The sequence below is a fragment of the Pseudomonas lijiangensis genome (assembly GCF_018968705.1).
GTDB classification, from domain to species: domain Bacteria; phylum Pseudomonadota; class Gammaproteobacteria; order Pseudomonadales; family Pseudomonadaceae; genus Aquipseudomonas; species Aquipseudomonas lijiangensis.
In genome coordinates this window covers 3,419,287-3,435,327 of sequence record NZ_CP076668.1, presented here as the reverse complement: position 1 = coordinate 3,435,327, position 16,041 = coordinate 3,419,287, and the positions used below count along the sequence as shown (strand labels likewise).

Here is a 16,041-nt window from a genome sequence, read left to right as displayed (position 1 = left end):
CCATGAACTCTGAATACCGCAAGCCGCTTCCCGGAACCTCGCTGGATTACTTCGACGCCCGTGGGGCCATCGAAGCCATCAAGCCGGGTGCTTACGACCTGTTGCCCTACACCTCACGGGTGCTGGCCGAAAACCTGGTGCGTCGCTGTGATCCGGCCACGCTCAAGGCTTCCCTGACTCAGCTTGTGGAGCGCAGGCGCGACCTGGATTTTCCATGGTTTCCGGCGCGGGTGGTGTGCCATGACATTCTGGGTCAGACCGCGCTGGTGGACCTGGCCGGTCTGCGCGATGCCATTGCTTCTCAGGGCGGCGACCCGGCGCTGGTCAACCCGGTGGTGCCGGTGCAGTTGATTGTCGACCATTCCCTGGCCGTTGAATGTGGTGGCAATGACCCTCAGGCTTTCGAGAAGAACCGGGCCATCGAGGACCGTCGCAACGAGGACCGTTTTCACTTCATCGACTGGACCAAAAAGGCCTTCAAGAACGTCGAAGTGATCCCGCCGGGCAACGGCATCATGCACCAGATCAACCTGGAGAAAATGTCGCCAGTGGTGCAGGTGCGTGAAGGTGTGGCTTTCCCGGACACCCTGGTGGGCACTGACAGCCACACGCCTCATGTGGATGCGCTGGGTGTGATCGCCATTGGCGTGGGTGGCCTGGAGGCCGAGAACGTCATGCTCGGGCGCGCGTCCTGGATGCGCCTGCCGGATATTGTCGGCGTCGAGCTGACCGGTCGTCGCGAGCCCGGCATTACCGCCACCGATGTGGTGCTGGCCCTGACCGAATACTTGCGCAAGCAGAAAGTCGTCGGTGCTTATCTGGAGTTTTACGGCGAGGGCGCATCGAGCCTGACCCTTGGGGATCGGGCGACGATTTCCAACATGGCACCCGAGTACGGCGCCACGGCTGCGATGTTCTCCATCGACCAGCAGACCATCGATTACCTGCGCCTGACCGGGCGTGAGGACGAGCAAGTGCGTCTGGTGGAGGTGTATGCCAGGCACACGGGGCTGTGGTCCGACAGCTTGCAGCAGGTTGAGTATGAGCGGGTATTGAGCTTCGACCTGTCCAGCGTGGTGCGCAACATGGCCGGCCCATCCAACCCCCATGCCCGCGTTGCAACCACGGACCTTGCGGCCAGGGGCATCGCCGGGCAGTGGCAGGAAGTGCCGGGGCAGATGCCCGATGGTGCAGTGATCATCGCCGCGATCACCAGTTGCACCAACACCAGCAACCCGCGCAACGTGATCGCTGCCGGCTTGCTGGCCCGCAATGCCAATCGCCTGGGCCTGAGTCGCAAGCCCTGGGTGAAATCATCGCTGGCACCGGGCTCCAGAACCGTCGCGTTGTATCTGGATGAAGCCGGGCTGACCTCGGAGCTGGAGCAACTGGGCTTTGGTGTTGTGGCCTTTGCCTGCACCACCTGCAATGGCATGTCTGGCGCGCTGGAGCCGAAGATTCAGCAGGAAATCATCGACCGCGACCTGTATGCCACGGCGGTGTTGTCCGGCAACCGCAATTTCGACGGACGCATCCATCCCTATGCCCGGCAGGCCTTCCTGGCTTCGCCGCCGCTGGTGGTGGCCTATGCCATTGCCGGCACCATTCGGTTCGATATCGAAAACGATGTACTGGGTATTGCCGACGGCAAGGAAATCCGCCTCAAGGATATCTGGCCGAGCGACGAGGAGATCGATGCCGTGGTCAAGGCATCGGTCAAGCCGGAGCAGTTCCGGCAGGTCTATATTCCGATGTTTGCCCTTGAGGAAGACCGCGGCCCTAAAGTCGAGCCGCTGTATGACTGGCGCCCGATGAGCACTTACATCCGCCGTCCGCCGTATTGGGAAGGCGCGCTGGCCGGTGAGCGCACGCTCAAGGGCATGCGTCCGCTGGCGGTGCTGCCTGACAACATCACCACCGATCACTTGTCGCCTTCCAATGCGATTCTGCTCGACAGCGCGGCAGGCGAATACCTGGCGAAAATGGGCCTGCCGGAAGAGGACTTCAACTCCTACGCGACCCATCGCGGGGACCACCTGACTGCACAGCGCGCTACCTTCGCCAACCCGCAATTGCTCAATGAAATGGCGGTGGTGGATGGCAAAGTCAAGAAAGGTTCGCTGACCCGGATCGAGCCTGAAGGCAAGGTTACCCGCATGTGGGAAGCCATCGAAGCCTACATGGAGCGCAAGCAGCCGCTGATCATTATTGCCGGTGCCGATTATGGTCAGGGTTCGTCCCGGGACTGGGCGGCCAAAGGCGTGCGTCTGGCGGGTGTGGAGGCCATTGCTGCGGAAGGTTTCGAGCGTATCCATCGCACCAACCTGGTTGGCATGGGTGTTTTGCCGCTGGAGTTCCAGGCAGGCACTAACCGCCTGACGCTGGGGATCGATGGCAGCGAGACGTTCGACGTGATCGGCAAGCGCACACCGCGGGCAACCTTGACGCTGGTGATTCATCGCAAGACCGGCGAGCGGCTGGAAGTGCCCGTGACCTGTCGGCTGGATACCGCCGAAGAGGTGTCTATCTATGAAGCGGGCGGTGTATTGCAACGATTCGCTCAAGACTTTCTGGAATCCACACAAGCCTGAAAACACCAATATGTGGGAGCGGATTCATCCGCGAAACCTTCCAGACGATACATATGTATTGGATGTACAGGCCTCTCGCGAATGAATTCGCTCCCACGGATTGCTATTCAGTAGGAGCGAATTTATTCGCGAAGAATCGTCTTCCCGGATAAATCCGGCCCTGCGTGTTCGAGCAACCATTCGAGGACCGGTTTCCCATGCCGCACAAACCCCAGATCCGAATTCCGGCCACCTACATGCGTGGCGGTACCAGCAAAGGTGTGTTCTTTAATCTGCAGGACCTGCCCGAGGTTGCACAGACCCCGGGCGCTGCCCGTGATGCGTTGCTGTTGCGGGTCATCGGCAGTCCCGACCCTTACGAGAAACAGATCGATGGCATGGGCGGCGCAACATCCAGCACCAGCAAGACTGTGATTCTGTCGCGCAGCCATAAAGCCGATCACGATGTCGATTACCTGTTCGGTCAGGTGTCCATCGACAAGCCTTTTGTCGACTGGAGCGGCAACTGCGGCAATCTCTCGGCGGCCGTTGGCTCGTTTGCCATCAGTCAGGGGCTGGTGGACAGCGCCCGTATTCCCCGCGACGGCGTTGCGGTGGTGCGAATCTGGCAGGCCAATATCGGCAAGACCATAATTGCCCATGTACCCATCAGCAGTGGTGAGGTGCAGGAAACTGGCGACTTCGAACTCGATGGCGTGACTTTCCCCGCCGCTGAAGTGCAACTGGAGTTCCTGAACCCGGCTGCGGATGAAGAGGGCGCGGGCGGTTCGATGTTCCCCACCGGCAACCTGATCGATGAGCTGCACGTGCCAGGTATCGGTACGCTCAAGGCGACCCTGATCAATGCCGGTATCCCCACGGTCTTCGTCAATGCCGCTGATATCGGCTACACCGGCACTGAGTTACAGGGTGATATCAACAGCGATATCCATGCCCTGGCAAAGCTGGAAATCCTCCGGGTTCATGGTGCGTTGCGCATGGGCTTGATCAAGAGCCTCGACGACCCTGCGCTGCGTCAGCACACCCCCAAAGTGGCCTTCGTTGCCGGGCCGGCGGACTATCTGTCTTCCAGTGGCAAGCCGGTCAGCAAGCAGGATGTCGACCTATTGGTACGGGCCGTCTCCATGGGCAAGCTGCATCACGCCATGATGGGCACAGCCGCCGTGGCCATCGGCACCGCTGCGGCGATTCCGGGCACGCTGGTCAATCTTGCAGCAGGTGGCGGCGAGCGCGAGGCTGTGACGTTCGGGCACCCGTCCGGCACCTTGCGCGTCGGTGCCCAGGCTCAGCAGGAAGAGGGCGAATGGAAAGTGACCAAGGCCATCATGAGCCGTAGCGCCAGGGTATTGATGGAGGGTTGGGTGCGAGTGCCGATCAGTTAAGGCATAAACAACACGTGTGGGAGGCAGCTTGCTGGCGAAAAAAGGCCTGTGACGCAGCCTATATTCTGTGTCTGTACACAGAAGTCGCCAGCAAGCTGCCTCCCACAAAGTGATCCTCTGGGGTTATTTGAAGCGTCGCTCCACACCTTTTTCAACCAGCACCTTGGCCGAAATCTCTTCCACGGAGAAATGCGTGGAATTGATGTTCGGGATGTTTTCCCGACGGAACAGGCTTTCCACTTCCCGCACTTCGAACTCGCACTGGGCATAGCTGGAATAGCGGCTGTTGGGCTTGCGCTCATGACGGATGGCCGTCAATCGATCTGGATCAATGGTCAGGCCGAACAGTTTGCTACGGTGTGCCTTGAGGGCTTCGGGCAGTTGCAGGCGCTCCATGTCGTCTTCGGTCAGCGGGTAGTTGGCGGCGCGGATACCGAACTGCATGGCCATATACAGGCAGGTCGGCGTCTTGCCGCAGCGTGAGACGCCCACCAGGATGATATCGGCCTTGTCGTAATAATGAGTGCGCGCACCGTCGTCGTTGTCCAGGGCGAAGTTCACGGCTTCGATACGCTCCATATAGTTGGAGTTGTGACCGATGGAATGCGATTTGCCCACCGAATAGGAGGAGTGTGAACTAAGCTCTTGCTCCAGCGGCGCAAGGAAGGTCGAGAAAATGTCGATCATGAAACCGTTGGAGGTCGCCAGGATCTCGCGAATCTCCTGGTTGACGATGGTATCGAAGATGATCGGTCGCACCTCGTCCCTGTCGGCGGCATTGTTGATTTGTTGTACCATCGCCCGCGCCTTCTCGACGCTGTCGATATAGGGGCGCGTGAACTTGTTGAACGTAATGTTTTCAAATTGTGCCAGCAGGCTCTGGCCCAACGTTTCAGCGGTGATGCCTGTGCCGTCAGAGATGAAGAAAGCGGATCGTTTCATTTGCGCCCTTGGCCTTAAGCTGGTGACGATTCTTGGATATCATAGGCGCGCTTGCCGGCCCTGATGGCCTGCATTCTCACCTTTTTTCAAGGTTACTGCTTCAAGTCGGTCCAGAATACCCGCTGTCACAGCGTGGCTCGGGTGTATGAGCTTTTCCCAACAACAAACACAGTTAGTGGAGAGATCACCTTGGTAGAGTACGTAGTTTCCCTCGATAAGCTCGGCGTCCATGATGTGGAGCACGTGGGAGGCAAGAACGCATCCCTCGGCGAAATGATCAGCAACCTGGCAGGCGCTGGTGTTTCGGTGCCCGGTGGTTTCGCTACGACAGCCCAGGCCTACCGTGATTTCCTTGAGCAGAGTGGTCTGAACGATCAGATCCATGCAGCCCTGGACGCTCTGGATGCCGACGACGTCAATGCCCTGGCCAGAACCGGTGCACAGATTCGTCAGTGGATCATGGAGGCCGAGTTCCCCGAGAAGCTCAATGCCGAGATTCGTACGGCGTTCGATGCCTTGTCGGCAGGTAACCCGAACCTGGCAGTGGCCGTGCGTTCTTCGGCAACGGCAGAAGACTTGCCCGATGCCTCCTTCGCAGGCCAGCAGGAAACCTTCCTCAATATCCGCGGTGTCGATAACGTCATTCGTGCGGCCAAGGAAGTCTTTGCTTCGCTCTTCAATGACCGCGCCATTTCCTACCGTGTACACCAGGGCTTCGACCACAAGCTGGTGGCCCTGTCGGCAGGTGTTCAGCGCATGGTTCGCTCCGAGACCGGTACTGCCGGTGTGATGTTCACCCTCGACACCGAGTCGGGCTTCCGTGACGTGGTGTTCATCACGGGCGCATACGGCCTGGGCGAAACCGTGGTGCAGGGCGCGGTCAACCCGGATGAGTTCTATGTCCACAAGGACACCCTGACTGCCGGTCGCCCGGCCATCCTGCGCCGCAACCTGGGCAGCAAGGCCATCAAGATGATCTACGGCGACGAGGCCAAGGCCGGTCGCTCGGTGAAAACCGTCGATGTCGACGCTGCCGACCGTGCACGTTTCTGCCTGACCGATGCCGAGGTCAGCGAGCTGGCCAAGCAGGCGATGATCATCGAGAAGCACTACAAGGCTCCGATGGACATCGAGTGGGCCAAAGATGGCGACGACGGCAAGCTCTACATCGTTCAGGCACGTCCTGAAACCGTGAAAAGCCGTTCCGCCGCCAATGTCATGGAGCGTTACCTGCTCAAGGAAACCGGCAATGTGCTGGTCGAGGGCCGTGCCATCGGTCAGCGCATCGGCGCGGGCAAGGTGCGGATCATCAAGGACGTGTCCGAGATGGACAAGGTCCAGGCCGGCGATGTGCTGGTTTCCGACATGACCGACCCGGACTGGGAACCGGTCATGAAGCGCGCCAGCGCCATTGTCACCAACCGTGGTGGCCGTACCTGTCACGCCGCGATCATCGCTCGCGAACTGGGTATTCCGGCTGTTGTGGGTTGCGGCAATGCCACTCAACTGCTGCAGGACGGGCAGGGCGTCACCGTCTCCTGCGCCGAGGGCGATACCGGTTACATCTTCGAGGGTGAACTGGGCTTCGACATCAAGACCAACTCGGTCGATGCCATGCCTGATCTGCCGTTCAAGATCATGATGAACGTCGGCAACCCTGATCGTGCGTTTGACTTCGCCCAGTTGCCCAATGCCGGTGTCGGTCTGGCACGCCTGGAATTCATCATCAACCGCATGATCGGTGTGCATCCCAAGGCGCTGCTCAACTACGCCGGCCTGCCGCCCGAAATCAAGGATAGCGTCGACAAGCGCATTGCCGGTTACAGCAACCCGGTTGATTTCTATGTCGACAAGCTGGTCGAGGGCATCAGCACCCTGGCCGCAGCGTTCACGCCGAAGAAAGTCATCGTGCGTCTGTCGGACTTCAAGTCCAACGAATACGCCAACCTGATCGGCGGCAAGCTGTACGAGCCGGAAGAAGAAAACCCGATGCTGGGTTTCCGTGGCGCTTCGCGTTACATCAGCGAGAACTTCCGCGACTGCTTCGAGCTTGAATGCCGTGCCCTCAAGCGTGTGCGCGAGGACATGGGCCTGACCAACGTCGAAATCATGGTGCCTTTCGTGCGTACCCTGGGCGAGGCGAGCCAGGTCATCGAGCTGCTGGCGGCCAATGGTCTCAAGCGTGGCGAAAACGGTCTGCGCATCATCATGATGTGCGAATTGCCGTCCAACGCGATTCTGGCCGAAGAGTTCCTGGAGCACTTCGACGGTTTCTCCATCGGTTCCAACGACCTGACCCAGTTGACGCTGGGCCTGGACCGCGATTCGGGTGTCATTGCGCACCTGTTCGACGAGCGTAACCCGGCGGTCAAGAAGCTGCTGTCCAATGCCATCCAGGCCTGTAACAAGGCCGGGAAATACATCGGCATTTGCGGTCAGGGTCCTTCGGACCATCCGGATCTGGCTCGCTGGCTGATGGAGCAGGGCATCGAAAGCGTTTCGCTGAACCCGGACTCGGTACTGGAAACCTGGTTCTTCCTCGCGGAGGGTCAGGCACCTGCCTGAGTTTTTTCCGATGTGATGCAATAGCGTCTTGAATCGTCTAGGGTTTCAAGCGTTTCGGGGAAGGGCGGTTTTTTCGGAAACCGCCCTTTTTCATGCAAGGCCCCAAAGGGGGCAACCGAACCAGCAGTTTCATCCGTCTGTCAGAGGCGACCCGATGCCTTTGAAGCCTAGATAAAAGAGCAATATGCAAAGCAGCAGCAATCTTTTTCCCGTTGCCTTGATCAGTGCCGAGCGTCGTGGCGATCTGGTCGAGGACGTCTATCGCTTGAAGCCTGCCAACAGCCCTGACTCCAGTGTCGAGCTGGCTGTTACCCGTCTCGGTCTGGTGGATCAGCCCGATGTGCGCGGTGTGCCTGTCATTCTGTTGCATGGCAGCTTTTCCAATCGCCGCTTCTGGTATTCCCCCAAAGGCATCGGCCTCGGGCCGTTCCTGGCACGTGCCGGTTACGATGTGTGGATTGCCGAGATGCGCGGCCATGGGCTTTCGGCTCGCAATCAGGACTATCGTCGCAATCGCGTGGCGGATTACGCCCGCTATGATCTGCCGGCCATTGCTGCTTTCGTTCGCGAGCAGAACGGGCAGGTGCCGCACTGGATTGGTCACTCCCTGGGTGGCACCACGCTGGCGGCGGCGCTGGGTGGTCAATATCTGGGGCCTGAGGGGGCGGCGTCGGTTGCGTTGTTTGGCAGCCAGATCAGCCGTACCTACTGGCCATTGAAAATTCCGCCTGTGCAGTGGACCGGGCGTCTGCTGCTCAAGCCTTTCGAGCATATTTCCGGACCGCGCCTCAAGCGGGGGCCGGAAGACGAGCCGATTGGCGTTGTCCTGGAAAGCATGCGTTGGCACGGTCTGTTCGGGCGCTTCGGTGATCGTGACAGCAACTGGTGGGCCGCGCTGGCCAGTGTCCAGATACCGGTGCTGGCAGTGGCGGCTGTGGGTGATCATCAGGACCCGGTCTGGGCCTGCAAGATGCTGTTCGACCAGTTTGGCTCGCAGCAGCGAGAGTTTCTTTGTCTGGGGCGCGAGCATGGCTTCAATGAAGATTTCGATCATGTTCGCATGCTGGTCAGCAAGGGGGCGCAACAGCAGGTCTGGCCACGTGTGCTCGGCTGGCTGCAAGACCGTTCGGCTCCCCAAGAGAGTCCTCAGTTGCGCGAAGCGGTAGGGCAATAGGCTGGTTTTGTGTTTGTATGAAAGTCGGGGCGAAAGTTGAGGTCAAAGCCACTATGCTGCCCTGAGCATTCCCATCTCTCACCGACAGGAGTTAGCCATGCATTATTCGACCCCCGATTTGTGTGATGCCTATCCAGAGCTGGTGCAAGTCGTAGAGCCCATGTTCAGCAGCTTCGGCGGCCGTGACTCCTTTGGTGGCGAGATCGTGACCATCAAGTGCTTCGAGGATAATTCGCTGGTCAAAGACCAGGTCGCCCTCGATGGCAAGGGCAAGGTGCTGGTCGTCGATGGTGGTGGCTCGTTGCGTTGCGCGCTGCTGGGTGATCTGCTGGCGGACAAGGCAGCGAAAAGTGGCTGGGAAGGTTTGCTGATCTACGGCTGCATTCGTGATGTCGATGTCATCGCGCAAACCGATCTGGGCGTGCAGGCGCTGGCCAGTCACCCGAAAAAGACCGACAAGCGCGGCATCGGCGACTTGAATGTCCCTGTGACCTTTGCCGGTATTACCTTCCGGCCGGGTGAATACCTGTATGCCGATAATAATGGCGTGATCATTTCTCCGTCCCCTCTGACAATGCCGGAATAAGCGAAGCAAGAATGTTCGATGAAGCAAACGCGCAGTGGGGGCTGGTTCATGCCCTCGTATTGGATGGTCAGGGCGGAGCGCGTTTCATTGCTCGAACCGAACTCGATAGTCTTCAGATGCAGCCCCACGAAAGTCTGTGGCTGCATTGGGATCGCAGCCACCCGCAGACCCACTCGTGGCTGCGTAACGCCAGTGGCCTGAGCGAGTTCGCCTGCACGCTGCTGCTTGAAGAAAATACCCGGCCGCGTTTGCTGCCCTTGCCGGATCAGGAGCTGTTGCTGTTCCTGCGTGGCGTGAACCTCAATCCCGGTGCCGAACCGGAAGACATGGTATCGGTGCGTATTTTCGCTGCTGCCCAGCGAGTGATTTCCTTGCGCCTGCGGCCTTTGCGGGCAACCGAAGAGCTTATCGAGCAGTTGAGCGAGGGCAAGGGGCCGAAGACGGCCTCGGAACTGATGCTTTATCTGGCCCAGTACCTGACTGAAAAGGTCCAGGACCTGCTCGGCGACCTGACCGAGTCGGTGGATGACGAGGAAGAAAAGACCGATGCCGACGAGCGTTACAGTCCCGAGCACAGCAAGTTGCTGCAGATTCGTCGACGGGCAGCGGGCCTGCGCCGTTTTCTGGCGCCTCAGCGGGATATCTTCGGCCAGTTGTCGCGCATCAAACTGAGCTGGTTCGTGGATGACGACGCCGATTACTGGAACGAGCTGAACAACAGCCTGACCCGTTATCTGGAAGAACTCGAACTGACCCGCGAGCGGGTAGGGCTGCTGCTGGAGTCCGAAGACCGCCGCTTGCGTGAGCGCATGGATCACACCATGTACCGCTTCGGGATCATCACCGGTATTTTTCTGCCCATGAGCTTTCTGACCGGGCTGCTGGGGATAAACGTCGGCGGTATTCCCGGTTCCGACAATCCTTACGGTTTTCTGCTGGCGTGCGTATTGATTGTCCTGGTAGCGGTGGGGCAGTGGTGGTTGTTCAGGCGTTTGCGCTGGTTGTGACAAATAAAATTTCAGTGCCATGTGTGACTCGCCTGAAAATAGTCACGTCTCTCACTGACATTGCGTGAGGTGCCTGATGCACGATCCCTTTGAAGAATCTTTGCGTGACATGCTCAAATCGTCATCCTCCAGCCGGGATGACGACGCTTGCCTGGGCCGTGTCCTGAAAACCGCCAACCGTCAGGTGGGTGCCGGTGTGCTGTTCGGGCTGCTTGGGCGCTGGTCCCAGGCGATGATGATTGCCCTCAATAACGGTTCAGCACACGTTTCTCCTGTTTCCCGTCGAACCCAACCTACTGCCCGTCCTGTCGATAAGGCTGATTGAACATGGAATTGGATCTCTGGACCCAGAGTCTGGTTGCTGCAATGACTGCATTGTGGACCAAAGTTGCAAACTTCATCCCTAATCTGTTCGGCGCCCTTGTGGTGGTGCTGCTGGGTTTCGTGGTCGCAAAACTGCTCGATGCCCTGTTATCGAAATTGCTCGCCAAACTGGGCCTGGATCGCCTCATGGGCGGCACCGGGCTGACCAAGCTGATCAGCCGTGCCGGCGTGAAAGTGCCGATTTCCACTCTTATCGGCAAGATCGTCTACTGGTTCGTCCTGTTGATCTTCCTGGTCTCTGCGGCCGAGTCCCTTGGTCTGCAACGTGTATCGGCGACGCTGGACATGCTGGCGTTGTACCTGCCCAAGGTGTTTGGCGCGGCGCTGGTGCTGCTTGTGGGTGTGTTGCTGGCGCAACTGGTCAACGGGCTGGTGCGTGGCGCGGCAGAGGGCGTCGGGGTCGATTATGCGCCCGGTCTCGGGCGAATCGCTCAGGGGCTGGTGATCATCATCAGTATTTCGGTGGCAATCAGCCAGCTTGAAGTGAAGACAGATCTGCTCAATCACGTTATCGTGATTGGCCTCCTGACCGTCGGCCTGGCCGTTGCCTTGGCGCTGGGGCTGGGAAGTCGTGAAATTGCAGGTCAGATTCTGGCGGGGATTTATGTCCGAGAGCTTTATCAGGTCGGCCAGCATTTGCAGGTTGGCGACATAGAGGGGCAGATCGAAGAAATCGGTACGGTCAAGACTACACTGCTGACAGACGAAGGGGAGTTGGTTTCTTTTTCCAACAAAATTCTCCTTGAGCAGAGAGTAAGCAGCCGTTAAGCGGCGAATCTGCTAATCTATGCCGCCCCAAATTGCCGGAAACCGGGCATTGGCGGACATTGAACTGACTGTCGGCACGACTCGTTTTGAATAAACCCTTACCGCTTTCGACGCGCTACGACCCACGCGAGCTCTCAGATGAGGAGCTGGTCGCGCGCGCTCACGTCGAGCTTTTCAACGTGACGCGGGCTTACGAAGAATTGATGCGTCGTTACCAGAGAACACTTTTTAACGTCTGTGCACGTTATTTAGGGAACGATCGCGATGCTGATGATGTCTGTCAGGAAGTGATGCTTAAGGTCTTGTATGGATTGAAGAATTTCGAAGGAAAATCGAAGTTCAAAACCTGGCTCTACAGCATCACCTACAACGAGTGCATCACTCAGTACAGAAAGGAACGGCGAAAGCGTCGCTTGATGGACGCTTTGAGTCTGGACCCGCTTGAGGAAGCGTCTGAAGAAAAGACGCCCAAACCTGAAGAAAGGGGCGGACTTGATCGCTGGCTTGTGCATGTGAACCCGATCGATCGGGAGATTCTGGTGCTGCGATTTGTCGCAGAACTTGAATTCCAGGAGATTGCAGACATCATGCACATGGGCTTAAGCGCAACGAAAATGCGCTATAAGCGGGCATTAGATAAATTACGTGAGAAATTTGCGGGCATCACCGAAACTTAACTCGGAGCAAATATCTCTAAAGAACTGGCAGGGTCTGCTAGACTTGCCGACGAATTGCCTCAGTTGTCATGGGGCTGCTTTACAATCACCAGATGGGGATTTAACGGATGAAACTGAAAAACACCTTGGGCTTGGCCATTGGTACTATCGTTGCCGCGACTTCGTTCGGCGTGCTGGCGCAAGGCCAAGGCGCAGTCGAGATCGAGGGCTTCGCCAAGAAGCAATATTTTGACAGCTCTCGTGACTTCAAAAACGACGGCAACCTGTTCGGCGGTTCGATCGGTTACTTCCTGACTGACGACGTTGAACTGCGTCTGGGCTACGACGAAGTTCACAATGCTCGTGGCGACGATGGCAAGAACATCAAGGGCTCCAACACTGCCCTGGACGCTCTGTACCACTTCAACAACCCAGGCGACATGCTGCGTCCGTACGTGTCTGCAGGTTTCTCCGATCAGAGCATCGGTCAGACTGGCCGTGGTGGTCGTAACGGTTCCACCTTCGCCAACGTTGGCGGCGGTGCCAAGCTGTACTTCACCGACAACTTCTATGCTCGTGCTGGCGTTGAAGCCCAGTACAACATCGACCAAGGCGAGACCGAGTGGGCTCCTAGCGTCGGTATCGGCGTAAACTTCGGTGGCGGCAGCAAGAAAACCGAAGCAGCTCCAGTAGCTGCTCCAGTTGCTGAAGTCTGCTCCGACAGTGACAACGACGGCGTGTGCGACAACGTCGACAAGTGCCCTAACACCCCAGCCAACGTAACTGTTGACGCTGATGGCTGCCCGGCAGTTGCTGAAGTGGTTCGTGTTGAGCTGGACGTCAAGTTCGACTTCGACAAAGCTGTGGTCAAGCCTAACAGCTACGGCGACATCAAAAACCTCGCTGACTTCATGCAACAGTACCCACAAACCACCACCACTGTTGAAGGTCACACTGACTCCGTCGGTCCTGACGCTTACAACCAGAAACTGTCCGAGCGTCGCGCTAGCGCCGTTAAACAAGTTCTGGTCAACCAGTATGGTGTTGGCGCTAACCGCGTAAACTCGGTTGGTTACGGCGAAACCCGTCCAGTTGCTGACAACGCAACTGAAGCTGGCCGCGCAGTAAACCGTCGCGTAGAAGCTGAAGTTGAAGCACAAGCTAAGTAATTAGCCTGCTTTGAATGAAAAGCCCGGCTTATGCCGGGCTTTTCTTTGCCTGCGATTTGATGAATCGATATTCAATCCGTCAGTACCACAGCGCTTATCAGCCTTTTTATTTCCGGCACACATGAGCCGCACTGGGTTCCGCAACCGAGCTGTGTTTTCAGCTGGTTCAAATCCAGGCCGTTGTCTATTCCTTTCATGATTGCACTCTGACTGACGTTCTTGCAGTTGCAGAGGATTCTGTCGCGGGCCTGAGAGGCATTTTTGCCCGGTTCCGTGCTGATCGGCGCCAGCATCCAGCGGCGCAGTTGCTCATCCACCCGACCTTGTAGCCAAAGATTCTGCAGCCAGTGCTGAGCGAGGGTTTCTCCAGCCAGGCGCAAGGCGGTGATGTGGCCGTCATCGAGGCGAATCCGCTTGCCGATGGCACGTTTTGGATCGTCGTAGGCCATGACCGGACCTTCATCGAGGCCCAGCAGACGATCAATGTCTTCCAGCAGCGAATGCTCAGGTGCCTCGGGATTGGCTGCCCTTATCACGAGTGCAGGGCGCTCGCGACCGATCAGTCCCAGGCTGGCATAGGCAAATGTGTCAAACAGCGGACGAAGCGCCGTCAGGTGGCTTTGCACATCACCTTCGATCAAGGCGAAGAATTGCCAGGGCAAGTCTGCTTTCTCGAGGCGTACCCCGGAATATTTGAGTTCCGGTTGTTTGGACAGCGGGTCAAAGGCGGGTTGAGTCAGTACATTGATGCCTCCCTTGAGAAACCGGTCGCCCCAGTGCATCGGCAGAAATGCCTGACCCGGACGAACGCCATCATCGCTGCTGACGGGCACCACCAGATCGCCACGACGGCTATGCAGATGAACCAGATCACCTGACGCCAACTCATAGCGTTCCATTTCTTGCGGATGCAGGCCCAGTATGGCTTCACTGACATGGCCAAACAGGCGGGCGGCGGTGCCGGTACGGCTCATCCCATGCCATTGATCGCGCAGTCGGCCGGTATTGAGGGTCAGTGGATACTGTGCGTCGGGCAGCTCTTTGGCCGCGACATAAGCATCGCAGACAAATTGCGCCCGCCCCGAAGCGGTCGGGAAGACACCATTGCTGTAGAGGCGGGCGGTGCCCTCGCGAGCGCCTTGGGGGAAAGGCCATTGTTGTGGGCCGAGGCGGTCGATAAGGGCGCGGTCGATGCCGGACATGTCCAGATCACGGCCCTGTGTCAGAACCTTGTACTCATCGAATAGCTGATCGGGACGTGTGAAATCGAAGAGGGCAGGAGTACCGGGCCGCAGCCTGCGCTCCAGGCGTTGCGCGAAATCCACGGTGATTGCCCAGTCGGGACGTGCCAGGCCTGGAGCGGGAATGGCCTTGCGCACGTTGGAGAGGCGTCGTTCCGAGTTGGTGACGGTGCCTTCCTTTTCGCCCCAACTGGCGGCGGGCAGCAACAGGTCGGCGAAACGTGCGGTTTCAGTGGTCTGGAAAGCTTCCTGTAATACCACGAACGGGCATGTGCTCAATGCTTCCCTGATCCTTTGCTGATCGGGCAGCGATTGGGCCGGGTTGGTGCAGGCGATCCATAGCGCTTTGACCTTGCCTGTACGCAACTGCTCGAACAGGTCGATGGCGGGCAGGCCGGGAGTGGCTGGCAGCGCATCGACTCCCCAGTATTCGGCGACTTCGGCGCGATGCTCGGCATTGGCAGCCTCACGATGGCCTGGCAGCAGGTTGGACAGGCTGCCGGTTTCGCGGCCGCCCATGGCGTTGGGCTGGCCGGTGAGCGAGAAGGGGCCTGCGCCGGGGCGGCCGATCTGGCCGGTGGCCAGATGCAGGTTGATCAGCGCGCTGTTCTTGGCGCTGCCGGCTGTGGACTGGTTCAAACCCATGCACCAGAGCGACAGGAAGCCGGGAGCCTGGCCAATCCATCGTGCGCAGGCGCGCAGGTCTTCGATGGCGATGCCGCAGGTTTCGGCGACGGTCTCTGGCGGGTAATTCCGAACCAGGTTTTCCAGTTCTGCATAGCCTTGGGTGTGGGCGTCGATGAAGCCGTGATCGGTGAAGCCTTCGTCAATCAGCAGATGCAGAATGCCGTGAAACAGCGCAACGTCAGTGCCTGGCTGAATGGCCAGGTGCAAGTCCGCCAGTTCGCAAGTGTCCGTGCGCCTGGGGTCTATCACGATGATTTTCATCTCGGGCCGACGGTTCCTGGCTTCTTCCAGCCGTCGGAACAGAACCGGGTGGGCGTAGGCCATGTTGCTGCCGACAATCATCACGCAATCGCTCAGCTCGATGTCTTCGTAACTGCACGGCGGCGCATCGGCGCCCAGGCTGCGTTTGTAGCCTACCACGGCCGAAGACATGCAGAGCCGGGAATTGCTGTCGATGTTATTGGTGCCCACCAGTGCCCGGGCCAGCTTGTTGAAGGCGTAGTAATCCTCGGTCAGCAATTGCCCCGAAATATAGAACGCCACGCTGTCGGGGCCGTGTTCCTTGATGGTATCGGCGAAGACATTGGCAGCATGTTCCAGAGCCGTATCCCAGTCAGTGTTGCTGCGGGCCAGGCTTTTGCTCAGGCGCAGTTGCGGGTGAAGCGCCCGCGCCGACAGGTCGCCGGTCAGGTGCAGGGTCGAGCCTTTGCTGCACAGCTTGCCGAAGTTGGCTGGATGTTGCGGGTCGCCACTGACTCCGAGAATGTTCTGTCCGTCATGTTCGATCAGCACGCCGCAGCCAACGCCGCAGTAGCAGCAGGTGGAGGCAGTGATCTGTGTGGCCTGGGTCGGAGCCTCCATCATGCGCATGCCGCCTCGTCGGTAGTCT

The 16,041-nt window shown here is 58.6% G+C and carries 12 protein-coding genes; 10 read left to right on the top strand and 2 right to left on the bottom strand.

Annotated features, from left to right (window positions below; translation table 11 throughout):
• Window positions 1–2: 2 nt before the first annotated feature.
• Both acnD and prpF read left to right on the top strand, forming a co-directional pair.
• Window positions 3–2,591 (top strand): Fe/S-dependent 2-methylisocitrate dehydratase AcnD, encoded by a 2,589-nt coding sequence (gene acnD, locus KQP88_RS14165; protein ID WP_216703396.1) that lies wholly within the window; start codon window positions 3–5, stop codon window positions 2,589–2,591.
• A 197-nt stretch (window positions 2,592–2,788) separates the two neighbouring features.
• Window positions 2,789–3,973 carry a 2-methylaconitate cis-trans isomerase PrpF gene (gene prpF / locus KQP88_RS14160; protein ID WP_216703395.1) on the top strand — a complete coding sequence of 395 codons (1,185 nt, stop codon included), beginning with the start codon at window positions 2,789–2,791 and terminating at the stop codon, window positions 3,971–3,973.
• Between the two features lie 123 nt (window positions 3,974–4,096).
• On the opposite strand, the gene ppsR is transcribed toward prpF, so the two are convergent.
• Window positions 4,097–4,915 (bottom strand): posphoenolpyruvate synthetase regulatory kinase/phosphorylase PpsR, encoded by an 819-nt coding sequence (gene ppsR / locus KQP88_RS14155; RefSeq protein ID WP_025260556.1) that lies wholly within the window; start codon window positions 4,913–4,915, stop codon window positions 4,097–4,099.
• A gap of 189 nt (window positions 4,916–5,104) precedes the next feature.
• Here ppsR and ppsA point away from each other — a divergent pair, with 189 nt between their 5' ends.
• The 8 genes from ppsA to KQP88_RS14115 all read left to right on the top strand — a co-directional run bounded on the left by ppsA (window position 5,105) and on the right by KQP88_RS14115 (window position 13,224).
• Complete coding sequence (gene ppsA / locus KQP88_RS14150) at window positions 5,105–7,480, top strand: phosphoenolpyruvate synthase (RefSeq protein ID WP_216703394.1); 2,376 nt, start codon at window positions 5,105–5,107, stop codon at window positions 7,478–7,480.
• Between the two features lie 184 nt (window positions 7,481–7,664).
• Window positions 7,665–8,654, top strand: coding sequence for an alpha/beta fold hydrolase (locus tag KQP88_RS14145; protein ID WP_216703393.1), 990 nt, complete (start codon window positions 7,665–7,667; stop codon window positions 8,652–8,654).
• 97 nt (window positions 8,655–8,751) lie between these two features.
• On the top strand, window positions 8,752–9,240 hold the full coding sequence (gene rraA, locus KQP88_RS14140; protein ID WP_198725096.1) for a ribonuclease E activity regulator RraA: 489 nt from the start codon (window positions 8,752–8,754) through the stop codon (window positions 9,238–9,240).
• A gap of 11 nt (window positions 9,241–9,251) precedes the next feature.
• The gene (locus KQP88_RS14135; protein ID WP_200991972.1) at window positions 9,252–10,247 is read left to right on the top strand and encodes a zinc transporter ZntB; all 996 of its coding nucleotides are present in this window, start codon (window positions 9,252–9,254) and stop codon (window positions 10,245–10,247) included.
• A gap of 76 nt (window positions 10,248–10,323) precedes the next feature.
• Window positions 10,324–10,572 (top strand): hypothetical protein, encoded by a 249-nt coding sequence (locus tag KQP88_RS14130; RefSeq protein ID WP_025260551.1) that lies wholly within the window; start codon window positions 10,324–10,326, stop codon window positions 10,570–10,572.
• Window positions 10,573–10,574: 2 nt separating this feature from the next.
• A complete protein-coding gene (locus tag KQP88_RS14125) occupies window positions 10,575–11,399 on the top strand; it encodes a mechanosensitive ion channel family protein (RefSeq protein WP_025260550.1) in 825 nt (274 codons plus the stop codon).
• Between the two features lie 86 nt (window positions 11,400–11,485).
• Window positions 11,486–12,076 carry an RNA polymerase sigma factor SigX gene (sigX, locus tag KQP88_RS14120; protein ID WP_025260549.1) on the top strand — a complete coding sequence of 197 codons (591 nt, stop codon included), beginning with the start codon at window positions 11,486–11,488 and terminating at the stop codon, window positions 12,074–12,076.
• A gap of 107 nt (window positions 12,077–12,183) precedes the next feature.
• The gene (locus tag KQP88_RS14115) at window positions 12,184–13,224 is read left to right on the top strand and encodes an OmpA family protein (RefSeq protein WP_198725092.1); all 1,041 of its coding nucleotides are present in this window, start codon (window positions 12,184–12,186) and stop codon (window positions 13,222–13,224) included.
• A gap of 71 nt (window positions 13,225–13,295) precedes the next feature.
• Here KQP88_RS14115 and KQP88_RS14110 read toward each other — a convergent pair whose 3' ends face one another.
• Window positions 13,296–16,016, bottom strand: a complete 2,721-nt coding sequence (locus KQP88_RS14110) for a nitrate reductase (RefSeq protein WP_216705963.1) — start codon at window positions 16,014–16,016, stop codon at window positions 13,296–13,298.
• Window positions 16,017–16,041 lie beyond the last annotated feature (25 nt).